Raw genomic sequence first — 22,619 nt, forward strand, 5'->3', positions numbered from 1 at the left:
GGTAGAGGGCGGGGATGCCACGCGCGAGCGGCGGAAATGTTGTGCGTCGAACCGGGCGGGCCAGCGAAACCCAATGACGCGCCGACGTCGGTGCGGACGAGCTGACCTACGTGGGCTCGCGTCGCTTCCAAGGGTCCTCGACTGGTGACTTCTCGACGTCCCAAGACCACTGGCGTTCATGAGCCGCGTGGCGCGAACCTGAGAGGGCGACCTCTCTTCACGGATGCGGCCACAGCCGCTTCCGTGCCGAAGTCGGCCCGTTGGGCGGGATTCTGGGTAGCATCCGGTGTGCCCACCTTCGAGAACAACCTCTTCACCCGGTTCTCGCGAGAGAATCGTCCGCTATCGCTGGCGCTGAACCAACAGGCTGAGGAGTGCCTCCGCATACACCTCGTGCCTTTCTCAGAGGACGAGAAGCGGACGCTGCCGGTCGCCGACTTGGTCGCCGAGCTTGTCGGCAAGGCCGCCGTCGAACCGCCCGCACTCGGCGAGGGCATCCGCCTCCTCGGACGAACGACCGAAACGTCACGGCCGACACTCGAGCGAGGCGTGAAGGGTCTGGTGCATGTCTTTACCTTTGCCGTCGAGACCGCTGGCGACGTGGGGTGGCTCGTGTACTGGCCCGACCTGGCCGCGCATGGAGCTGACCCGGTGGACGCGGGCTTCAGCGACGAGGAAGTCTACGAACAGCTCCAGTCCGACAGTTGGACTCCTGAGGCTGCTCTGAGGAAGTGGGAGCTCGGTCGGCTCGCTAGCCGGTGGTTCCTCCGTTCTGACGGTGAGGCTCGTATGCTGTCGGTCCGGGTCGACGTCACGCCTCAGGACCTCCTCCAAGCGGCCGACTCTGACGAGATTCGATCGCGCGTGGTGCACGTATGGATCGAGGCGATCAGACCCGTCGTCGACGCGATAGCGGCACAAATCCGGGAGTTCAACGAGCAGATTCTCCCAGCCTTCTACACGGAACAAATCACGGCGCTTCAGCGGAACCTGCGTGGCATCCACCGCATTTCGACGGAGGTCGAGATCCCGTTCAGCCACCTTTCGCAGCCCGAGCTATCGGTCGAGCCGGCAGGCGACACCGGTGCCCAACCGACAGTTCTCGACGTGGCGCTCGGTGACCACCGTCTCTCCAGGGCGTCGTTCGAGGACGTCGTCCGGACCATCCGCGTCTGGGGCAGTGGGGTCGAACGGTACCCGCGGAGCTACTCGAAGTTCACCGAGGACATGCTCTCCGACACGCTGTGCGTGATGCTAAACGCCGCACTGCCGGGCGCCGATCGCGAGGTATACCGCAAGGCCGGGAAAACCGATGTGTCGGTCCGCGCGGACTCCGTCGACGACGGACTCGGTCCCGAGACTGTCTTCGTGTGCGAAAATAAGATCTGGGGCGGCAAGGCAGAAGTCCCCGACAATCTCGACCAGCTCTGCGGCTACTTGGACGCCCGTGACACGAAGGCGGTGCTGCTGTACTGCGTCCGCAACAAGGACGTTGACCGTACACGCCTAGATGCACTCTCCGCTCTGCGCGAGGTCGACGGCTTCGTGCGAGAGGCGGGGCAGATATCTGGATGGCCTCTGCTGCGTGTCGAGCGCGACGGTCGGGGGATCGACCTCCTGGTCGCCTTCGTACACACCTACGACAAGAAGGCGGACGAAGCGAATCGGGATTGAGAAGTGTTCTCACTAGGTTGCATGATGTGATAGGCGCGACGTCGCACTGACTCGCAGGTTCGGTCAGTTCCAGGTTCGTCAGTACCAGGCGTCCAGGACCAGGAATCAAGTCACCAGACACTCTTACCGGATGACTAGGTCGCTGCTTGATCACCTATCGCGCTACGACGTGTTGACCGATCCTGAGGAGCGCGTCCGCTGGATCGCACCTCACCGACATCGCAGTCGTCCTCGTTCTGCTCGACCTCAAACGGGCACTTCGCAGTTGAAGGGGGTCACGGTGTGATTCCTCCTGCGACGAGGAGCATGCGGAGGCGGTAGTTGTCGCGGTTGCGGAAGCCGCGTGCGATGCGGCGGGCGAGCTCGATGATCCCGTTGATCGCCTCGGTGCCGCCGTTCGATGAGCGGGCGGTGTCGAAGTAGGCGAGGAACGCGGTGCGCCACTTGCGTAGGTCCGGCCGAGGCGGGCGATCTCGGGGATCGGGCACGACGGCAGGGAAGCCAGGACGCGCTCGGCCAGCCGGCGCCCGTGGGTCAGGTCTTGGCTCCGGTAGGCGGTGCGGATCTGTTGGGCGGCCTGCCACGCGACGAGGACTTCTTCGTGGGCGTCGTCGGCGGCGATCGCTCGGTTCAACCTGTTGATCTGCCGGTCGGTGGGGCGTTCGGGGGCGGCGCGCAGGATGTTGCGGATGCCGTAGAGGGGGTCGCCCTTGCGGCCGCGGTGCCCAAGGGTCTGCTGCTGGACCCGGCGACGGACCTCGTCGATCGCCTGGCCTGCGAGCTGGACCACGTGGAACGCGTCCAGCACCGCGGTCGCGTCCTGGAGCCGGTCGTCGATCGCGTTCTTGTAGCCGTGGAACGAGTCCAGGGTCGCGATCTGGATCCGGTCGCGGAACTCGGCCCCACGCTCGTCCAGCCAGGCGGCGTAGACGGTGCCGGTCCGGCCGGGCACCAGGTCCAGGAGCCGGGCGTGAGTGTTGCCCTGGTCATCGCGGATCAGGTCGACCATCCCGGTCAGCTCCTTCGGTCCACGATCCCTCGGACTGACGTGATGCCACACGTGCTCGTCCACCCCGAGGAACGTGACGTCGTCGAATCGAGACTCGTCGTCGGCAGCGTCAGCGAGTATGGGACGGATCGCGTTCCAGCACGTCCAGCAGGAGACGCCGAGCTGGCGGGCCAGCCCAGCGACTGAGGCGTTCTCGGCTCGCAACTGGGCGGATCGCCCACCGGACCGCCCGCGACGTGAGCACGGCCCGCGGGGCGGCGAGCTGGGCGTCCTGCTCGGTGAACGACGAGACGTCGCAGCCAACGTCAGGGCAGAGCCACCGCCGCTTGCGCCACCGCAACCGGACCGGGCTCCCGAACGCCGGGACGTCGATCAGCTCGACCGTCCGGCGGCCCTTCGATGCGGCGACCACGCCGCAGGCCGGGCAGCCCATCACCCCGGGCGCAGACTCGATAACGACGATCACGACATCGTCGTCACGCTCGACGCCGATCACGTGCAACGAACCGAGCCCGATCAGCAGGTCGCAGCGGACGCAGTACGGAACGGCAGATCTCGGATCAGGGCAGCACGACACACAGGCCGTAGGCTCGGACACGTCGAGGCCTCTCGGGAACAGGATGCTTGGTCGCTCCCGATCCTGGAGGCCTCGACCCCTACCCCGACGTCACCGCCACGCCCGGCGTGTCACCCCGGCACCCCCTTCATCTGCGAAGAGCCCTCAAACGAGAAGCCCGATGTAAGTGCTCGTGAGAATCCCTCTGTGTCCTGTTGTCGCCAGTGCGAGATGATCGCGGATCCCGGACAGCGTTCGAATGTTAGATCGGTCGCCGGGTCAGTCATGACTTCCGCTTGCCGAGACCAGGAGAGCCCGAAGGTATTGCGCGAACCGAAACGCCTTCGTCCGACGTTGTTCGATGGCCTCTTGCTGTTTGCCTAGCAGGATGTGACCTCTCGTCTTGCTCGTCCTTCTGGAGGCGCTGGGTTAGCTCGCGGACCCGGGGTGCTTCGCCAGTCCCGGTCAGTTCACGCCGGATCTGCGCCACACCCTTTTCGATTCCTTCTAGGATGAGCAGTGCGTCTACGAGAGCTTGGTTTTCGATAAGTCGTGCGATTAGTTCTTGACGGACTTCGAGAGATCCTTGGCGCCACATTGATTCGTGCCGCAGTTTTACCTGCTGAAGCTGATAATTGGAGAATCGGCGTTCGTTGTTGTGATCGCCATGGGGTGTGATTGAGGTTTCTTCGTGGGGCACATCGTCAGGCGTTCCTGAATGTGCGCAAGGAGAGTTCGTGCCGACCGCACTATGTGCAGGCCAGGTGCCATCAGGGGTGACGGAAACGACTCGTTGACACCGAGGGCAAGGCAACAGGATTGACTGGTCTCCTACGTGTCCAGACAGTTGGCACGACTGGCCAGTTGCTGGGTTCGGATGTGAAAACCATGCGCCTCGCGGCGATTTTCGAACATCTTGACCGCAAACTGGGCAGTCCGTGTGCCGTCTCACGGGCATCACTCTGCCACGAGTGGTCGCGATCGTGTAGCGCATCTCGTCGAGAACTACCTTGGTCGGCGCAACGGCAGAGCAGCGGCGCTGAAGGCTGCGGTCTGTTGCCCCCAGAGACGGCGAGTCTCGCAGGAGGACTGGATCGCGGCTTGCTCGATCGTTGATACGGCGCGCTCAAGTTCCATCATGCTGGATGCGGTGACGGTGATGAGCCCGGTGGCGCGCAGGATGCCGTGTCCGGCGGTGAGATCGGCTTCTTGTTGGAGGACGTCGGTGTACTCGGCGCTGTGGCCTGCGTCGTCGATCTGGCCGATGCGGGCGCGCTGGGCGGCGTCGGAGAGGTGCTCGGTCTTCTTCTTGCGCAGGTCGCGGGCGGCGAGGTCAGCTCGCACAGGGGTGAAGTGCAGGGAGAACGTGTGTTGCACGCCGGTCGAGGTGAGTAGCGGCTGGAGGAACGCGGGGTTGACGTGGGTGCGGGGCCATTCGGAGATCCACAGCACGCAGTGGTAGGCGGAGTCGGTGCGTAGGTGGCCCCAGGATTCGGTGACGGAGACGGGGCCGGCGGCAGCGAGGTCGCGGCCGAGGTCGCCGTGGCGTTCGAGGGCGGCGGAGACGGCGGGGTCGTAGGCGGTGCGCAGCATGAGGGCGAGTTCGCCCGGGCCGATGGGCGGGGACACAGTGATGTCTGCGGCGCGGAGGGCGAGTGTCATGGAGTCGATCTCCTGACGCAGGACGACGGCGCCGCCACGTAGGCCTCCACCTGCGGCGCGGATGGTGCGGGCGGAGGTGCGGAGGTCGATGGCGATCGAGATGGTCGCGGCATGGCGTTGTCCAGCGGGGCCGGCGCGTTCGACGAGTTGTTCGTAGTTTTGCGCGGCCCAGGAGCCGTCGCGGGTTCCGTGGGTGTGCCACCAGTCGGTGAGGGATTTGCCGGAGTCGGGCAGGGTGCGTTCGAGGACCTGGACGGCGGCGATGCGTCCGGAGCGGCACGCTGAGGCCAGGGCGCGGCCCCAGGCGGCGACGCGGCGGTTCTGCTCGGACGGGTCGAGGAGCACGAACGCGGGGTGGACGACCTCGACGACGGCGGTGAGTGTGGCGGCGTGCGGGTCGTGCACGTAGACGGCGCCGGTGTCCGGCTCGAGGTATTCGCGTAGCCGGGCGGCGTCGCCGGGCAGGGCGAGGGTTCCTGCGGGGCGGGGTGTGGCGATCCGGGCCCGGAACTGTGTCTGCCCGGTGGCGGTGCGGCCCACCCAGTGCGAAACGACGGGCAGCCACTCGATGGCGGTGCGGCCGTTGACCCTGACGAGTGCGGTGGCGGTCAGTGCGGCGATGACCGGGCTGGCGATCAGGCGTGCCGGTCCTCCGGCGTACAGGGCGAGGATGCCGAGCACGGCCGCGGCGCCGAGCGCGGTGAGCTGTGGTCCGGAGAATCCGAGCAGTACGCCGCGGCGGGCCAGGCGGGAAAACCGCACCGGCCGGACGTCGGTGTCGTCGGTGCTCATCGGCTGCCCCCGTCCCGCTCACCATTCTGTTGGGCGGCGGACGACTCCTGTCCGACCTTCCCTGCCACGAATGCGCTGGTCTTCGGTTCGGCGGTGGCGGCCTCCTTGCCGACGACGGCGGCCGCAGCCACAGGTCCGGCCGCTGCGGCGCCGGAGGCTCCCGCGCCGGCCTTCGCACCGCTCGCGGCGGTACTGGCCGCCGTCGTGCCCTGCGCCGCCGTCGCCGCGGTCGGCGCCTGGCCGGGAACTGCGGGCGCGGGTGGTGGAGGTGGCGCGCCATCGCGTCCTGCGCCGCTTCCGCCGCCGTCCAGGATGCGGGGGGTCTCGTGGCGGTTGAGCCACCGGGTGGGAACGGGGACGGGTCGGTTGAGGGCTTGCTTGGCCTCCTGTTCGGCGCTCATGGCGTGGTACATGTCGAAGCCGATGAAGGTGATTGCCTTGTAGGTGAGGTAGGGCGCGAATCCTGCGACGAGGAGGAGGACGACGCCGGAGATCGGGTCGGACAGGCTGGCCAGGTCGGTGCTGATGGGTGCGGTGACCTGGGCGGTGGCGAGCAGCAGGAACACGACGATGACGACCTTGGACACGATGAGGGCGATGACGACGTTGGCCCAGCGGGCGACCCAGCCGCGGGTGGCGTCCCAGGTGGCGCCGGCCAGGGCAACGGGTGCGAACACGATCGCGATGAGCAGCAGCGCCTTGCGGACGAGCAGGGAGAACCACAGGATCATGGCGGCGCAGCCGACGAGCAGGGACATGAGGAGTCCGATGAGTAGTGCTCCGCTGACGCCGCTGCCGAGGGTGATGGTGGTGCCGGTGGTGAGCAGGGTGATGCGGTCGCCGAGCTGTTCGAGGTTGGTCCCGGCGGCGCGGATGATGCCGACGCAGAGGCGGTCGGTGATCTCCAGGGCGGCGGCGAGCAGGGTGAGGACCACGAACGAGCCGAGGACGGACTTGGCGAGCCCAAGCGCGGCCCGCGAGAGAGCGGCAGGTTCGCGGCGGATCATCGCGCCGATGACCTGGAGCAGGAAGAACCCGATCATGACGAACATGGCGACGCCGAAGACGATGTTGTAGACGCGGGTGAACTGACCGCTGGTGATGTCGACGAACGTTGTGGTCTCGAACAGGCTCCACATGCCGCGCATGAGGCCGGCGGCCGCCTCTGCGGCTTGTTCGGTGATGAACTGCAGGGTCGTGACGACGACGGTCGCGGCGGCGGTGTCCGCGGCGCGGCAGAACGTCGCGACGACGGGGATCCCGCACACGTCCATGTCGCCCTCCTTCCGGCGACGGACAGTCGGTGCCTAGACGGCGCGGCCGACGTCCCAGAAGAAGTTGACGAGGGTGACGGCGGCCCCGCAGACGGCGGCGGCGCCGACCGCGACCAGGACGCCGGTCTTGCCGCGTCCGGACAGGTGCGGGTTGGAGGTGTTGGACCCGAAGGCCCAGACGATGGCGGCGACGATGAGGGCGAGGATCGCGAGGATAAGTCCGATGGTCATCACGGCGCCGACGATGCCGCGCAGTGCGCTGATGCCGGGCAGGCCAGTGGTGTTCGGGTCGATGGAGATGTCGGCCAGCACGGTCGCCACCGCCGGTGTGGCGGGGCCAAAGATGTAGGGCTTGATGACGGGGTTCATGGGTCCGCTCCCTGTGCGGTGGTTGGACGGGGTCAAAGCGAGGCGCCGGTGTCCAGGAGCCAGTTGGTCCAGGCGAGCGCGGCGCCGGTCAGGGTGGCGCCCCCGAGGGCGACGAGGACGCCGGTGCGGGCGCGGGCCGCGGTCTGCCAGGAGCCGTTGGTGGTCGCCAAGGCCCAGGTGATGGCGCAGGCGATCAGGAGCGCGACAGCGACGATGAGCGCGATGGTCAGCAGGGCGCCGATGAGGTCGGCGAGCTGCCCTTGCGCGGCGACGGCGCCCAAGTCGGGACCGACTGGCACCGCGGCCATGTCGGCGGCGACCGCTGTGGCACTGGCTGGCGCGGGGCCGAATACCAAGGGGTTCATGCCGATGCCTCCTCGTCGGTGCACAGGGCGGGGGAGCGTGCGGGCAGGGTGTCGAGCGCGTCGTCCAGATCCCGGGTGTCGGTGGCGTCGAGCCATGCCTGCGGGTCGACGGCGGGCTCGTCGAGGCCGCCGGGGCGGAGCTCGAAGTGCAGGTGTGGGCCGGTGGAGTTGCCCGTCGAGCCGACGTCGGCGATCCAGTCCCCGGCGGCCAGCAGGTCACCGCTGCGGACGTGGATCCCGTCGTCGCGGATGTGCCCGTACACCGACACCACGACTCGCCCGTCGACGTCGTGCGCGACGGCGACCGCGTTGCCGAGCCCGCCGCGTGGCCCGGCGTGCACCACGCGGCCGGCGGCGGTCGCGAGGATCGGCGTTCCGGCACTGGCAGCGATGTCGACGCCGGCGTGCAGACGCCGCACCCCGAGCACGGGGTTGCGCCGCATGCCGAACCCGCTGGTGGCGGTCCATGCGCCCGTGGGCAACGGGAACGTCGTCGACGTCGTGGCCGGCAGTCGATCTGCACCCGCGACGTTCGGTGCAGCCGGCCGGTCGCCCGTGGTGTCCGCGGAAGAGGTGAGGGCGTCGAGGATCGCCTCGGCCACCGGCTCGTAGGCGGCGTACCGGTCGGGGAAGGCGGACACCTCGACGGCCTGTGCGGCCGTGCCCTTCGCCAGGTGCCGCCAGTCCGGGATGTCGAGCAGCCCGCGTGGGGAGCCGTGGTTCGGCCCGGCGGCGCCGCCGAAGAACGCCCGCGCCTGGTAGGCCGGGTCCATGAGCTGGGCGACGGTGCCCCACCCGGCCGCCGGGCGCATCTGGAACAAGCCGAGTGAGTCATGGTCGGAGCCATCGGCGTCATGCGGGTAGTCGGCCGAGGAGGGATAGGCAGTCGTGTTGGCGTACTGCCGAAGCCGTGACTCGGTCAGCGCGGCCATGAGGGCGATCACAAGCCCGTCGCGGCCCACGCCTCGCACCCGCGCCCCCACCGCGACGATCGTCGCCGCGTGCCCGAGCTGGGTGCGGTCCAGGTGCACGAGGACGCCGTCGCGGGTGCGGGCCTCGAGTCGGTCCGGCGTCGGACCCAGGGTGCCGACGGTAGGTTCGCACCACTCCTCGACGCCGGGCAGGAGCGCGAGCGCGACGGTCGCGACCACCGCGCCCGGTAGGAGGGCGAGCGGCAGGACGGCGAGCAACAGCGGGCGGCGCATGACGGTCACGGCATCGGGTTGTCGGGGGCGCCCAGGCGCAGCAGTGCGCAGGTGGGGTAGGCAGGTTCGCAGGCCACGAAGACGGTGAACGCGACCGCGGAGCGGTCGGTGACCGGCGCGTCCTCCCAGACGCCGGCGCGGTGGCGGGTGCCGCTGATGGTGACGGCGACCGTGCCTGGGGCGAGCCGGTCGGCGGGCGTGGTTGCGACCACGTGCGCCCAGGTCTCGGGGACGACGGCGTCGGTGATGGTCAGCCACTGGCGGGTCGAGTACTGGCTCAGGTGCGCCCACGCGCCGTCGCTCGGGAGATAGGCCTCGAGGTCTGCCACCAGGCCGGGCGTCTGCTCGCCCGTCGGGTCGCCGACCGCGATCAGACGCTCCATGTACGCGCTGCGCGGCACAGGCTGGGTGGTGTCCCAGGCTAAGAGCTCGACGGCAGCAGCCCGGGCGAACTCGACCGGGTCCGACGACGGCTGCACCGGGTCAAGGTCTGCGTCGGATGACGGGGGAGTCGCCGTCGTGACGACGTCGTCCGGACCATGACCCGCCGCCGGTGCTGGCGCGGCGGACGATGCGGCGTCCTCCTGGGGCCAGAGCAGGCCAACGACCGTGACGAGTGCGGCGAGCCCGACCACGACGACGAGGACGACGACGAACAGGCGACGCGTGCGAGAGGGGACGACGGTCAGCGGGGTACGGGGCCACATGGCGTTCACTCCGTCCCTTTACCGGCACCGGAGTTGGCGTCGCCGGCGGCACGCGCGGCTCGGGCGACGACGGCGAACCGGCCGAACTCATCCAGCACGCGGTCGAACGTGTCCCAGCCGCCGTCGTCGAGCTGGCGTCCGATGATGTCGGGGTCGAAGCCGTCGGCCCATCCGTCGAGCTGATTGATCGTGAGCAGGAACTCTCGGACTGTCCCTGCCGGCCGGTACGGGGAGTTGGAAGCGAGGGGCGCGGAAGCCCCGTCGTGGACGACGGCGGCGGTGCGCGCGAAGCCGGCGTCGGTACTACTCGTGGAACTGGGAGGGCGACTTCGGGCGTACGGGTTGTTCATGATCTCCGCCCGGACGAGCTCGTAGGCGGCACGCGCTGGAGCGCCCGTCTTGATCCGCTCGAGAGCTGCGGCCGCATGCTCGCGGATCTGGGGCCGCTGCTCGGTGTCGTCGCGGATCCGCTCCAGTGCGGAGACGGCTTCCAACACCTTGTACGACGCCTTGCCCGTGACGAGTCGTGCCGCTTGGGTGCGAGCCTTCGCGGCCTCCCTTGACGGTGGTGGCCATTGGCCACCACCGTCACGACGTGCGCTGTTGTTCTCGGCGGCCCTCTCGGCCTGGCGCGGCTGGTGGTGCGTGCTGAACTGGGCCGCGGACTTGCGCCGCGCGGCGTCTTCGGCCAGCAGGGCCTTGATCTCCCGGTACAGCTTCGATGACTCGACGACCGTCAGGGGCTTTCGCGTGGTGTTCTCGTGCTGAAGAGCCAGCAGGTGCTGCACTCCTTCGGAGATCCCCGTGCGCACCCAGACCTTCGTGGTGTGGTGCCCAAGCTGCTTGATGGCCTCGAGTCGCCGCTGCCCGCACACCAGGACGCCGTCGGGCGTGATCGTGATCGGCTGCAAAAGCCCGACCCTGGCGATCGACTCCGCCAGCGCGTCGACATCGCCCAGCTCCTCGCGGTAGCGGTTGCCGACCCGGATGGAGTCCACCGCACGCTCGACGTCGAGGTACCCGGCCAGGGACTGTTGATCAGACATGGGAGCCCACCGCCCAGGCGCCGGAGGCGTCGACCAAGTAGTCCTCGTCGTCGTGGTCCTTGTCGTGCGGGTCGAGCTCGTCCGGCGGGGGTGGTGTCGTGGCCGCCAGGAGTGCGGCGAGCGGCTCATCGGCCAGCAGGTCCCACGGCGCGTGGCCGAGCAACAGGGACAGCAGCACGCCGCGGCCGCGCGGTGTCAGCGCGAGAACCGGGTTCGGGTCACCCAGCACCGCGGTCAGCAGCGCGAGCCATGCCGGCTGGTCCAGGTCGAGCAGTGCTCTCCCGTGCGGGTCCCGACGCAGGTACGCGTGCGCACGGGGCCGTGAACCCGACGTCGCGAGGCGGTCGGTGACGTACTCGACGGCGACCTCAGCCGCGGGTAACTCCCAGCCCACGGCCGCGAGGACCGATGCCGTGCGGTCGATCGCGTCGTCGACCTCGGTAGGGCGGATTCGCCCGGCCGAGGTCGAGCGCGGTACACGCCGCTGCTGGTCGTCCTCCCAGTGCCGGGTGGGGACGCGGTCGGCGAGCATGGCCCAGCCGCGCTCGTCGAACCGGCGTGCCTCGTGCATCCCGGCGGGATCGACAGGCTCGCGGTGCCGGGCGGTGCGTTCGCTGACAAGCTGCTCGTCGGCCCGCTGCTGCGCCTTGAGGTAGGCCTCGACCGAGGTCGTGACGAATGCCCAGGGGTCGGTCTTCTCCAGCAGGCGCGGCCGGCGCAGCTCGAGGAACGCGGCTACCGCGGCGTCGTGCGGCGTCTGACCGTAGGTGCGAGCGAGTGCGGCATAGCGGCGCGCGCAGAACCGCATCAGCTCGCGCGCCTCGGGATCCGTGCGCCACGACCGCGCCGAGTTGGTGCACAACTCCAGCAGCAGCGCACGCAGCCCCGCGTTGTCGGCGAAGGTGGGCTCGCCATTCACAGGTCCACCCCCTCGGACGGGCCCGCCGGGGTGGGTGAGACCGGACTACCGGAGGTCGGTGCCATCGTCGGCGCTGACACGTTCGTCGCCCGGGCTGTGCGCCGGCGTACCGCCGTGACCGCCTTGCGGGGGCCGCGGCGAAGGGAGCGTGCCAGCTCATGGTCGAGGGAGATCCCGCGCCCGATCACGGTCTGGGACGCCATCACCCCGACGTCGGCCAGGCGCAGCCACCGGTAGCCATCGGCCCGGGCACGCGTGGCGATCGTGGCCCCGCGTGACACGGAGGAACGCCCGCCGTGGGGCGTGCGGGAAGGGTCGCGGTGCACCGCCATCGGGTCCGGAACGTCGGCGCGCGTGAGGTTGGTACGCGACGGCGACGTCGCGATCGGCGGCCGGGTGCTCTGGCGGGCGCCGTTCGGGGCAGGTTCGGTATTCACGAGGACACCTCCGGTGCGCGGTCACGCCGGCTGGGCGCGCCGCCCTGGTCGGGAAGGGGAGCCGTGCGCCGGAACGCCGAGCGGACCGTGCGCTCGATCTCGCGGTCGCCGAGGCCGGCACGCTGCGCGGCCTCGGCGAGACAACCGAGCGTCGAAGGCAGGTCGAACCCGCTCTCGACCATCCGGCACGACGCCCAGAACAGGCCGGCATTCCGGCCGCCCACCGGGCGGGCGGCCACCCACTCCGCCAGGCGTTGCGGACTGGCGCCCACCCCCGGGGCGGACGGCGTCGGGCCGCCGACGAAGGACGCGGGACGCGGCGGGTCCAGGAAGGTGCGCAACGCGGCGGCGTCCACAGGCCCAGCCGGGTGCGGCGCCACCGACACCAGCTCGTACCGGCGCGCCGTGCCGTCCGGCGTCGCGCACAGGGACGGGGGAGCGACGACGTACCCGCCGTCGCCGCGGAAGTCGACATGTGCGCCCGGTGACTGCCACGACCGCTGCTCACTGTCCGGGGTGTGCGCGAAGTACGCGTGGATCCCGCCTGACGGCGTGCGCACCACCAGCCCCCACCCACTGACCAGACCTGCGCGCCGCGCCCGCTCGAACGCGGGAAAGCCGGATGCCCCCGCCTTCAGGTCGATGTCGACGACATCGAACCCGGACGCGGCACCGGTCGGGATGCCGACGTTCGCGTCCGGACGGCGCCACCACCACGACGCCACCTGCTCCGGGTCCGTCGTCGCATCCAGGAACCCTCGCTGCGTCAGCGGGGCCTTCGCCGTCGGCAAGCACGGGAATACCGGAACACCTGCGTGGGCGAGCCCGGCAGCGGCCACCGGTAGCGAGGCCGTGCGTGCTGCACGAACCAGCGGAGCGGTGTCCGCCAGCGTCTGCGTCGAGGACGAGTCCATGTCTCAGACGCTCGGCCAGGTGCGCACGGGGAAGCGCACACCGTGCGCACCCCGTGCGCACCCGGAGAACCGGTGTCGGTGCAGGTCAGGATGCGCACGTGGACGCGATCACTGGACTGCTTGCCCCTGAGGGGAAAAGCCCATCGTCTGGCGCCGCGACGTGTGAGCTGGACGCAGCGCGGGCGGCGACTACGCGGGCGGGCGTGTGCAGCGGGGGCGGCGCGGGACGGTGCGGCCGCCGCCGACCCGCACGCGATCGCCGCCGACATCCTCGCCTGGATCAGCCACCGCTGACCAACCCCGAAACAGGCCCTAGACCCCCGCCCCTCCAGGGGAGGGACGGGGGCGCGGTCGTGCAGGCTTAGGGGCAGCGGTTCGAGCCCACAGAGCTCACTGAGGACTCTCAGCCTCTCGGGCGAGCGCTGCGCCTCGGAACTCGGCGAGTTCTCTGAATCCGAGAACGTCGGTGGTGGCGTCGACGAGGTCGGTAAGCGAAGCCTCCTCAGCGGTCACGAATGCCTTCGAGAACGAAACCGTGACGACTCGCTCGGCCAGTTCCTCTGTGGCAGGCAACTGGATCTTCACCTCGTCGACGAAGTAGTCGTCTGCATCTCCTGCGGCGAAGCGCTCGATGTCGTCGCGGATGTCGTTGCCGGCGTTTGCCGTGACCGTGACGGCCTTGGTGACGCCACGGAGCTGAGCTCCAACAACGTTCGAACCCGAAAGGACCTCGCGCACAGATTCCCACCGGGCGCTTGAGCTGCCTGGGCGCCCCTTTAGGCGTCGCCCATCCGTCGCCAGTTGGATACGAGCAGCGCCGACGTCGAGCCCGAGCAGTCCACCGCGGAACGACCACTCGCCGACGAGCGGCTCTGCCAGACCGTCGGCTGCGTCCCTGGTTGGGCGCACACCGATGTAGGACCGGCCAGCAACCCATCTAGCGGAGTTGGCGCGGATGAGTGCTGACATGTCGAGGTCTGCAACGTCGGTCGCGATGTTCTCGAGGTCCTTGAACGTCATCATCGAGCCGACGTACCGCCAGAACAGCGGCTCTTGGGTCACCGAAGGAGTCCTGAGCAACCACGGGATGAGTGTCGCAATCTCGGCCTTCGACAGGACTCCGCGTATAGGCGCGGCTGTCGGATTCTCAGGGTCGAACTCCAACTCCGAGAGGTCCCGGCCGAGCGCGAGGTCCATGATCCCGGCGGAGCGCTCGATCCGGGTAGCGGCAGCCTCGTTGAAAGAGTTGCGGACGACATCGACGAACGACGTCGCCTCTGGGCCGAACTCAGGCGCACGGACGAGACCCCCGGCCACCTCCTCGTCGATGTGCCCCTTACCTCCGCGCAAGAAGTTCGCTCGAACGAGCCCCGCGAGCGGTGACTCGCTCACGGGTTCCTCCGAGAGTGACTCAAGAGCGGAGCTGTCCGTGACGAGCGTCTCCGCCCGGCGACCGCTCGCCTGCTCGGGCCGAAGGGCGGTCGGAAGATCTGCGCGCTCGTCTGACAGAGCCATAACTACCGGGCGGCTCTCGCCGAGGTACTCGACATCTCTGCCCGCGATAACCCCCGCGTAGGACCCTCGGAGGAACAATTGGCGACTCTCGCGCTGATCCGCCCAGCTGAGGACCAGGTCGGGGATGGCGCTGTGGTTGAAGTACGTCGTGTCCTCGACCGTCGCCGTCGCGTCGATCGCTCGGATCTCTTCGATCACGGCGGTCTTGACGTCCCGAACGTAGTCCCCGGGCAGAGTCGCCTCGCTCGCGTGCCGGATGCGTTCGACGAGACCGGTCACAGTCCTACAGCCTTTCGCTCGAGGTGCCCAAGGACGCGCTGGACCTCTTGGGGCGTCATGGTGAAGCGCTCCATCTTCGGGTTGTAGACGAGCACCGTGATCCGACTTGCGACCTCGTGAATCAACGTGGTGTCGACAGCGTCGTCTGGAACGTAGCTGGCGGCAGTGACAGCGGCAGTAAGCTCACCGGGGCTCTCGAGCTGCGCCCACCTCGTGAGCTCGAACGGGTGATACGTGACCCAGTACCAGTGGGCGATTTGGGGGTGCGGTTTCGTCCGCTGAAAGAGCGCATGGCTGTACGCGACGGCGAGGAAGTCCTGGAACTGTCCGTAGAGAGACCTCGCCGAGGCCGCAGTCGTGTACCGCTTCGACTCGACATATACGAGGTCCCTCGTGCCGGTGAGGTACGAGCCAGCGAGATCGAGTCGCTTGTGTCCACCCAGGTGTTCAACGCTGCAGTACTGCACGTAGTTGTATACGTCCCACTCGAGCGCGATGTAGGTCGTCGCCTCCAGCCAGCGCTTGACCGATGCAACCGCGGCGCGGCCGAGTTCCTGGGTCTCTTCGGCGGGCATGGCGACATGATCCCGGCTCAGAGCAGCCTGTGCACCTTCCGGTGCGGGTGAAATCGCACGTGGGTCCGTTTCGACGCCAACCTTCGGAGGGCACCTAGGGGGGGCTTGACCCAGGATCTCGGACACGGTGTTCGCAGGCTATGCAGCGTTGGTCATCGTAGCGGGTACGACGTCGTCGCCGGTGCTCGCGGGGACGAGGGCGCGTTCGAAGGTGTCGGGTGAGACGTTCCCGATCGCGGAGTGGCGTCGGCGGGTGTTATCCCGGTTGACCCACGGAACGTGGTCCGGTGGGCTGTCGCGGCATCGGGGAAGGCCGCCGCGCCCTCGAGTGTCTCGCGCTTGTAGGTTGCGTTGAACGACTCCGCGAGGGCGTTGTCGGCGCTGGTGCCGATCGCTCCCATCGACTGCATGACATCGAGGTCGGCGCACACCGCCGCGAAATCCTTGCTCGTGTAAACCGACCCGTGGTCGGAGTGGAAGATCGTCCCGGCGAGGCTGCCGCGCACGGCATGGGCCATCCGCAGCGCGTCGGTGGCGAGATCGGTGCGCATGTGGTCGGCCAGCGCCCACCCGGCGAGCTTGCGTGAGTGCAGGTCGATGACGGTGGCCAGGTACCAATTGGTGCCGTCCGCGATCGGGACATAGGTGATGTCCCCGACTTAGCGGCGGTTGACGGCCGGGGCCGCGAAGTCCCGGCCGAGCAGGTCGGGGTGCTTGCGCCAGGCCTGGTCGGGGACCGTGGTCCGCACCCGCCGGCGTAGCCGGATCCTGGCCATCCCGTGCTCGCGCATCACGCGGGCGACCCCCTCGAACTGTTCCAGGAAGGCGTCGTTAGGCCAGGCCCGTTCTGCCCACCGTGTTTGATCGCTGAATCCTCGCCGTGCGCGAGGGCCTGTCTGGCGGGACACGGCGATCCCATGTGTGGCCGTCAGTACTTTCACGCCGGAGGCGCTCAGCTTCGGTGTGGTGGCCAGCAGAGTCTTCGACGGCTGCGAGAGCAAGGCGAGCCGGTTCGTCGTACGGCGAGGCGATGAGCGCTGTATTGGCGGCGAAGCGCGCGGTGGCGAGGTCGGGTGGATCGGCGTTCAGCGTGACCGCATGCACGACGAGGGCGGTGTCGACGATGGCGGCAGCGATCTCGTGGTCCAGGCGTTCACCCTCGTGCAGCCAGACCCAGCCGCGGTGGCGGTCGTCGGTGAACGGTTCGCCCTGGACGAGGCGGAGCGCCTGGACCAGATAGTCGACGCCGCTCGGATCGCCGTCCTTGGCACCGAGGGCGGTACCACGGGCACGGAGCCGGCGGAACAGGTCGATGTCGACGAGAACGCGGGTGAGGTGGGAGCCGTGCCAGTCTTCATCCTCGGGCGTGCCACGGCGCGGGGCCTTGGGCACGTGGTGTTCGCCGAAGTACGCGCGAAGATCAGCGATGTCGGTGCGGGAGCGGCCCGGTGAGCAGTTGAAGGCCTTGGCGAGATCGCCCGAGCGGCTGCCGCGTGGGTGAGCCCACAGGTATGCGGCGACCTCGGCGTAGTGCTGTTTGCGTTCGGCGACGGTGACGTTGGCGTGCAGGCCGCGGATGTCGGTGCGGCCCAGCAGCACCAGCCTCGGTACGGGGCAGTCGGACCCTTGGTTCCACCGCTTGAGGTCGTGGTCGAGGTCCGGGTCGGCCGCGAGGACCTTCTCGGTGGTCTCGTCGGGCACGACCGGCGCGAGGGTGTGGACGTCGTCCACGGTCACGGCGGCAGCAGCCGCATGGTCAGCGGCTGAGGCGGGCAGGAGCGAGCGCTCGCCAGCGGGTTCGTCGTCGCAGGGCCGGGGCTCGACGTGCTCCTGGCGGATCGCGCCGCCGACGTCGACGAGAGCTTCCACGCCGTCGGTCGCGGTCTCGTCGGCGGGCATCGGGACGTTCTCGTGCGTTTGCGTGACGGCGAGGAGGTCCGCGACGATTCGTGCCTCGTTGGCAGTGAGCATCGCTGCCTGGACGTCGATACCGAGCGCCGGGATGCGCAGGCGCTTGTCGCGGGTGAGCGCCGCGGCCGTAGCGTCTTCGAGCGGGGCGTCACCGAGCCCCGTGGCGAGGACGGCGATGCCAGGTCGGGAGCCGTGCTCGGCGATGGCGGCGGCCAGGCGGGTAACGGCGACGTGGTCGGACGTCGGGCCGAGTACGAGAGCGGTGAGGTCCTCGGGGTCCCAGTCGCCGGCATCGCGAGAGGCCTCCACGTCCGCCGCGGCGGACTCCAGTGCGGAGGCCCCGTCCGCCGACGTGTGGGCGAGGCGGCTGGGGTCGAGAGCCTGGAGCTCCTCGCCGAAGTCGATGACGTGCACCTCGACGAGATACGACCAAGGGCCGACGGCGAGCTCCGTGGCGACGTGGCGGGCAAACGCCTCGACGACCTCGGGGTCGCCTGTCACCGAGAGCACGGCGACCCGCTCGAGGTTGACCAGGTGCAGTGCTCCGCCGTCAGCCTGCCCGACGGAGACGAGCATCGGGTACGGCGGGACCATGTCGATGTCCTGGTGGTCGCCGTCGACGGGGGCGTGCCAGGTGGTGCGCTCGCCGATCCACGGCGCGGGGAGGTCGGCGTCCTCGGCCAGGTGCAGGGTGATGCGGGTGGTGGATAGCTCGACCGACAGCAGCGGTGGGTAGCGGGATGGGTCGAGGAACGCGGTCGCGAGGGAGCGCAAGGCGCGGTCGAGAGCCTGGAGACTCCCGGAGGCAGGTCGGCCGACGATGCGCGCGGTCTCTTCGGCAGGCACGAGGTCGACGGGCACCGGGGCGATGATGTGCCCCGGTAAGCGCGAGCGCAGTTGCGTGCGGCGGTGGGCGCGGACCGTGAGGAACACCCCGGCGCCGAGGAGGGAGCCGGCCCCCGCGAGCCCAGGCACGAACCAGGCCGGCACGGGAACCGAGTCGTTCTCGATCTCCGTCGGGTCGGCCTCATCGGCGCGGGAAGGCGCCTCGGTCGCCTCGCGGCTCTCCGCACCGGCGGCGCTAGTCGACGGAGTCGGTGGTGGTACCGCGGGCTGTGCGGTGCGCGGTGCGGTCGTGGGCGGGGGAGCAGCCTCCGTGCCGGGGATGGTGGGTGCGATCGCGTCGCCGTGCTCGCCGTCCACGGGTCCGTTGTCCTCGAGGTCGGCGTCCGCCGCGGCGTGCTCGGCGTCGGGGGAGACGGCAAGCGTCCAGCCGGGCTCGATGTGGTCGGGATCGGTGAGCCGCTCCCCGCCGGGCTGCGTGATGTCCCGGGAGGCGTCGGCGATCTCGGGATAGCGATCCGGGTCGCCGAGTGTGTCGGCTGCGATCTGGGAGAGCGTGTCGCCGGGCTGCACCGTGTAGGTCCCGGTCGCGGCCGTGGACGGCGCTGGCGCCTTGTCGGGTAGGAGCAGCAGCGTGCCTGGGGCGATGAGGTCCGGGTCGTCACCGAGGACGGAACGGTTGAGGCGGTGGATCTCGGTCCAGCGGTGTCCGTCGCCGAGCTTCTGCTCGGCGATGCGCCACAGGCTGTCGCCGCGGCGCACGGTGTACTCGACGACGCCCGACGGCGCCTCCTCCACGTGAGCCGCGGCGACCACCGCCGTCGCGCTCCGGCCCACATGGGCGGACTGCACGGCAACGGCGTCCATCTCGGCAGGCACCACGGGCTGGCTCACCGACGTCGTGGCCTGCGCCGTCGGGCTGCCGGCCGGGGCGAGTGACGGCATGGCGACGAATGCCAACGCTGCGACGTCGAACGCTCGGCGAGCGACGGTCCGTGACAGTCCCAGACCTCGCCAGTGCGGCACTTCCGTGCCGCGGATACGCGCGACCGCCTCGACGCCGAGCGACAGCGTGAAGTACGCCCATCCGATCCAGGAGAGCGTCGCCAGGAAGGTGACCAGGAGGGTGCCGTTGTCTGCCATCGTCAGCCGCTGCCCGACGGCGCCCCAGTCGGTGAGCCAGGGCGCAGCGTTCACCGCCAGCAGTAGCACGGGCACGCCGACGACGAACGCGACGATCGCGAGCAGGCCGGCCATGCCTTGCAGCCGCTGGGTGAGCTGGTTCACTGTTCCGTCCCTCCCATGGTCCGCACCGTGCGGGCGGTGGCGTCCGCGGTGACGCCCAGACTGGTGATGCCGATGACGCCCAGCACGACGGTGTCGTAGGTGTCAGTCACCGTGACGGTCACCCGGGTACCTGCTGTGACCTGTACGGTTCCGGTCGCGCCGGCGGCGTTGAGGTAGCGGTGTGCCTCGGTCTTGGCGGCTGCGACGTCGACGGCGATGACGTCACCGCGCATCGCGTGCGCCGCGTCGAGCTCCTGACCTCCGGCGCGCGCGGCCTGCTGTGCCAGGTCGTGGGCCCGCTGCAGGGTGTGCACCTGCCCGCCGAGGTCGACCGCCAGACCGACGCACAGGATCATCGCCGCGGACGCGATCGCCGCCCACACCGAGATCGACCCGCGCTCGGCCTCCCTCTGCGAGCAGTCGCCGCTCCGTGGTGACCGTGTCACTGGGACCTCCACCGGTCGATCGGGCTCGTCATCGATGCCGCGACCTCGCGTGTGCCCGGCAGCCCTGGGATGAGGGTGAGGTCGCTCAGGCTCACCCGGCACGACACGGTGACCGTCACCCGCGACGCAGCACCCGCCTCGCCTCCGAAGCCGGTCGAGTCGACGCCGACATCGGTGGACGCGCACTCCACCTGCTGCCCGGCCAGGGCGACCCCGGCGGCGCTCGCGGCCGCGTTCCGCGCCGCGGTATTGGTGCGTTCCAGCGAGGCCGATCGGGCGGCGTCCGCGGCCGCAGACTGCACCACCTGGTGGGCGAGAGAGATCCGCCCACCCAGCACGACGAGCGCCACGAGGAGCATGAACGCGGGCACGACGATCGCGGCCTCGAGCGGGGCGGAGCCGCGCTCGCGATCGGCATTGCTGGGGCATGCGGCAGTCATGAGGTGAGCCGTTCGCGTGGGGCGGTGACGTGCTGTCGCACGTCCGGTGCCCACCCGGGGATCACGGACAGGGCGCTGCCGGTGACCACGATGGTGACGGCGGTGGCGGTCATCGTTCCGGTGGCGCCCGCACCTGGCAGGACGTCGTCGCCGCCGGCGTCGGCGACGAACGACAGCGCCGCCGCGGCGCCGTCGGACGCGCTGCCCTGTTCGACGGCGGCCGCCTTCGCGCCCTCGGTGGCGGCGGTGATCGCCACGGTGCGGGCGTGGAAGTAGAGAGCGGCCTGCAGGCCGAGGAACATCACCAGGAAGACGGCGGGCAGCAGCAGCGCGAGCTCGACGGTCGTCGAGCCACGCTCCGCGTCGCCCACCCTGGCCCGCGCACGATGCCGCCCGCCGAAGAGCCGGCGTCGTCGGCGAGGGCGGCGACTACTGGATGAGTCCGGCCTGCTGGGTGACATAGTTCGTGACCGCGACGACGACGATGCCGACGATGGCGATCACGGCCACCGCCCACAGAACGTGCTCCATCGTGACCGAGCCGCGTTCGGGCTCGGGCACCTTCTCGCGCAGGTAGGCCCGCACCACGGTGAGGGCGGCGATGAGACGGGACATGAGCAATTCCTTTCGCGTGGACCTCGCGGGCGAGGTCAGGTACTGGTGAACATCCGCAGCAGTGCGGGTGCCATGAGCAGCGCCATGAAGACGATGCCGAGAGCGGATCCGGGTATCGACATGCGCTCGCCGGTGTCGTTGGCCTCGGCGAGCTCTTCGGCGAGCAGGGCCGAGCGCATCGAGTCGGCGCGGGCTCGCAGGTTGGAGTAGACGGCGGCGCCCTGTTCGCCGGACAGCCGCATGATGTCGGCGAAGTCGTGCAGTTCGGGCAGACCGAGGTCGTCGCCCAGGGTGCGCAACGCTGACCAGGGCGGGACGCCCGACAGCCGCGAGCGGGACAGCTCCTCGTCGATACGGGTGAAGACCCACGAGGAACCGATACCGGCCGCGGCCTCCATGGCCTGGCGCACCCCGGACCCGTTGGTGCGTTCGAGGGCGACCAGCTCGACGTACGCGCCCAACGCGCGGCGGAACTCGACGCGCGCTTTCGCGGCGTCGTCGCGGGCGTTGTAGTCCGGCAGGAAGAACATCACCATGGCCAGCGCGAGCGAGGCGACGGCGGACAGCGTGAACGGCAGCCGAACGCCCAGGGCGGTGAACAGGGCGGTGAGAAAGGCGGGGGCGGCCAGCCCGACGGCGGCATACGTGAGCTTCTCCCCGTAGAACCGGGACAGCGGTTTGTTCAGGAGGGCGAGCTCGCGCCGCGGGGTGCGCACCCACACCTCCGCCGGCAGGGCCGCCATGGCCCAATGACCGACGCGTTCGGTGCCACCTGCCGCCTGGACGTCCGACGTCGGCAGGTCTGTGCCGCGGCGGGGCGGCGCGAGGCGGTCCAGAGCGCCCTTGAGGTCGGCGTGCACGGGCAACAGGCGCCCGATCAGCAGCGCGATCGACAGACCGATGCACGCACCGGCCAGCATCGACACGATCAGCCCGCTGCTCATGACCGGCTCCGGAGGATCCGGGGCGCGGGGCGTCCGGTGGCCATGCGCTTGAGCCAGACGAGACAGGCGACGTACGCGGTGAGTAGCCCGGCGAGCACCACCTGGCCGATGGGCGTGCCGTAGGGGCGCACGTAGTCGCCCGAGAACGTCAGCACGGCCAGCACGACGAGGGAGATGGCGGTGACCCAGCGGGCAGTGGCACGCGGCTTGGCGCGGTCGGCCTCGATCTGGCGCCGGTTGCGCACGTCGTCGGCGACCGTGCGGGCCAGGGCCTGGAGCACGTCCGCGAGACCGTGACCGCGACGGCGTGCGGCCAGGATGAGGTTCGCCGCGATGAGGTCGCCGGTCGCGTCGTCGAGGTCGTCAGCGAACGCCCGGATGGCCTCCTCGGTGTTCCACCGGGCCCGCAGCCGGGCGACGAGCCGGGCGACCTCACCGTGGATCGCCGTCGGGGTCGAACGGATGGAGGCTGCCAGCGCCTCCTCGAGCCCGACGCCCACGTGCACCACGCCGGCCAGCGACCGTGTCCACTCCTCCAGCGCCTCGAGGCGGCCGATGGTCACCTTCGCATTGCCGGCGGACAGCAACCAGGGCAGGCCGACGATGGCGAGCGGCACCGCCGGAACGGCGAGCACCCAACCGGTGACCTGCCAACACACGATCCCGGTGAGCAGCCCGGTGGCCAGCAGGACCCGGGTGCGCGGAGACGTCCGCGACAGCCACCCACGCCACGATCCCGGGCGCGCCGGACGGCGAGTGGGCGCACGGTCGAGCTGGCCGGTGAGCGCCATGATCAGCAGCCCGAGACCACCGAACAGCAGGATCCCGGCGGTGA

19 protein-coding genes and 2 pseudogenes are annotated in these 22,619 nt (G+C 69.7%); 1 reads left to right on the top strand and 20 read right to left on the bottom strand.

Annotated features, from left to right (window positions below; genetic code table 11):
- Positions 1–288 precede the first annotated feature (288 nt).
- Positions 289–1,674, top strand: a complete 1,386-nt coding sequence (locus tag ABZ493_RS10840; RefSeq protein ID WP_430582172.1) for a hypothetical protein — start codon at positions 289–291, stop codon at positions 1,672–1,674.
- Between the two features lie 275 nt (positions 1,675–1,949).
- Here ABZ493_RS10840 and ABZ493_RS10845 read toward each other — a convergent pair.
- From ABZ493_RS10845 to ABZ493_RS10940, 20 genes and pseudogenes are all read right to left on the bottom strand, one after another.
- Positions 1,950–3,179 (bottom strand): annotated as a pseudogene (locus ABZ493_RS10845) (ISL3 family transposase).
- 1,065 nt (positions 3,180–4,244) lie between these two features.
- Positions 4,245–5,693, bottom strand: a complete 1,449-nt coding sequence (locus ABZ493_RS10850) for an SCO6880 family protein (protein ID WP_430582173.1) — start codon at positions 5,691–5,693, stop codon at positions 4,245–4,247.
- Positions 5,690–6,967: a conjugal transfer protein TrbL gene (locus ABZ493_RS10855; RefSeq protein ID WP_430582174.1), complete on the bottom strand. Its 1,278-nt coding sequence runs from the start codon at positions 6,965–6,967 to the stop codon at positions 5,690–5,692. Before ABZ493_RS10855 ends, ABZ493_RS10850 begins: the two co-directional genes overlap by 4 nt.
- A gap of 33 nt (positions 6,968–7,000) precedes the next feature.
- Positions 7,001–7,336 (bottom strand): DUF6112 family protein, encoded by a 336-nt coding sequence (locus ABZ493_RS10860; RefSeq protein ID WP_430582175.1) that lies wholly within the window; start codon positions 7,334–7,336, stop codon positions 7,001–7,003.
- Positions 7,337–7,368: 32 nt separating this feature from the next.
- A complete protein-coding gene (locus ABZ493_RS10865) occupies positions 7,369–7,635 on the bottom strand; it encodes a DUF6112 family protein (RefSeq protein ID WP_430582176.1) in 267 nt (88 codons plus the stop codon).
- Positions 7,636–7,697: 62 nt separating this feature from the next.
- Positions 7,698–8,906, bottom strand: a complete 1,209-nt coding sequence (locus tag ABZ493_RS10870; protein ID WP_430582177.1) for a M23 family metallopeptidase — start codon at positions 8,904–8,906, stop codon at positions 7,698–7,700.
- 5 nt (positions 8,907–8,911) lie between these two features.
- Positions 8,912–9,613 carry a hypothetical protein gene (locus ABZ493_RS10875; protein ID WP_430582178.1) on the bottom strand — a complete coding sequence of 234 codons (702 nt, stop codon included), beginning with the start codon at positions 9,611–9,613 and terminating at the stop codon, positions 8,912–8,914.
- A gap of 5 nt (positions 9,614–9,618) precedes the next feature.
- Positions 9,619–10,611 (bottom strand): ParB/RepB/Spo0J family partition protein, encoded by a 993-nt coding sequence (locus ABZ493_RS10880; RefSeq protein WP_430582179.1) that lies wholly within the window; start codon positions 10,609–10,611, stop codon positions 9,619–9,621.
- A 40-nt stretch (positions 10,612–10,651) separates the two neighbouring features.
- The gene (locus ABZ493_RS10885; protein ID WP_430582180.1) at positions 10,652–11,578 is read right to left on the bottom strand and encodes a hypothetical protein; all 927 of its coding nucleotides are present in this window, start codon (positions 11,576–11,578) and stop codon (positions 10,652–10,654) included.
- A 433-nt stretch (positions 11,579–12,011) separates the two neighbouring features.
- Positions 12,012–12,929: a bifunctional DNA primase/polymerase gene (locus ABZ493_RS10890; protein WP_430582181.1), complete on the bottom strand. Its 918-nt coding sequence runs from the start codon at positions 12,927–12,929 to the stop codon at positions 12,012–12,014.
- Between the two features lie 390 nt (positions 12,930–13,319).
- Positions 13,320–14,723 carry a hypothetical protein gene (locus tag ABZ493_RS10895; RefSeq protein WP_430582182.1) on the bottom strand — a complete coding sequence of 468 codons (1,404 nt, stop codon included), beginning with the start codon at positions 14,721–14,723 and terminating at the stop codon, positions 13,320–13,322.
- Entirely contained in the window at positions 14,720–15,298 is a 579-nt protein-coding gene (locus tag ABZ493_RS10900; RefSeq protein ID WP_430582183.1) for a hypothetical protein, read from the bottom strand. The genes ABZ493_RS10895 and ABZ493_RS10900 overlap by 4 nt, the downstream gene beginning before the upstream one ends.
- A 138-nt stretch (positions 15,299–15,436) precedes the next feature.
- Positions 15,437–16,107, bottom strand: a pseudogene (locus ABZ493_RS10905) (IS3 family transposase); the annotation flags it as partial.
- A 22-nt stretch (positions 16,108–16,129) separates the two neighbouring features.
- Positions 16,130–19,339 (bottom strand): LysM peptidoglycan-binding domain-containing protein, encoded by a 3,210-nt coding sequence (locus ABZ493_RS10910; protein WP_430582184.1) that lies wholly within the window; start codon positions 19,337–19,339, stop codon positions 16,130–16,132.
- On the bottom strand, positions 19,336–19,785 hold the full coding sequence (locus ABZ493_RS10915; protein ID WP_430582185.1) for a pilus assembly protein TadG-related protein: 450 nt from the start codon (positions 19,783–19,785) through the stop codon (positions 19,336–19,338). The genes ABZ493_RS10910 and ABZ493_RS10915 overlap by 4 nt, the downstream gene beginning before the upstream one ends.
- Positions 19,782–20,225, bottom strand: a complete 444-nt coding sequence (locus tag ABZ493_RS10920; RefSeq protein ID WP_430582186.1) for a TadE family protein — start codon at positions 20,223–20,225, stop codon at positions 19,782–19,784. The genes ABZ493_RS10915 and ABZ493_RS10920 overlap by 4 nt, the downstream gene beginning before the upstream one ends.
- Positions 20,222–20,596 carry a TadE family protein gene (locus ABZ493_RS10925; protein WP_430582187.1) on the bottom strand — a complete coding sequence of 125 codons (375 nt, stop codon included), beginning with the start codon at positions 20,594–20,596 and terminating at the stop codon, positions 20,222–20,224. The genes ABZ493_RS10920 and ABZ493_RS10925 overlap by 4 nt, the downstream gene beginning before the upstream one ends.
- A gap of 58 nt (positions 20,597–20,654) precedes the next feature.
- Positions 20,655–20,840: a hypothetical protein gene (locus tag ABZ493_RS10930; RefSeq protein WP_430582188.1), complete on the bottom strand. Its 186-nt coding sequence runs from the start codon at positions 20,838–20,840 to the stop codon at positions 20,655–20,657.
- 35 nt (positions 20,841–20,875) lie between these two features.
- Positions 20,876–21,784, bottom strand: a complete 909-nt coding sequence (locus ABZ493_RS10935) for a type II secretion system F family protein (protein WP_430582189.1) — start codon at positions 21,782–21,784, stop codon at positions 20,876–20,878.
- Entirely contained in the window at positions 21,781–22,575 is a 795-nt protein-coding gene (locus tag ABZ493_RS10940) for a type II secretion system F family protein (RefSeq protein ID WP_430582190.1), read from the bottom strand. Before ABZ493_RS10940 ends, ABZ493_RS10935 begins: the two co-directional genes overlap by 4 nt.
- Positions 22,576–22,619: the final 44 nt, after the last annotated feature.

It is taken from the genome of Isoptericola sp. NPDC019482 (assembly GCF_040632295.1).
Taxonomy (GTDB): Bacteria; Actinomycetota; Actinomycetes; order Actinomycetales; family Cellulomonadaceae; genus Isoptericola.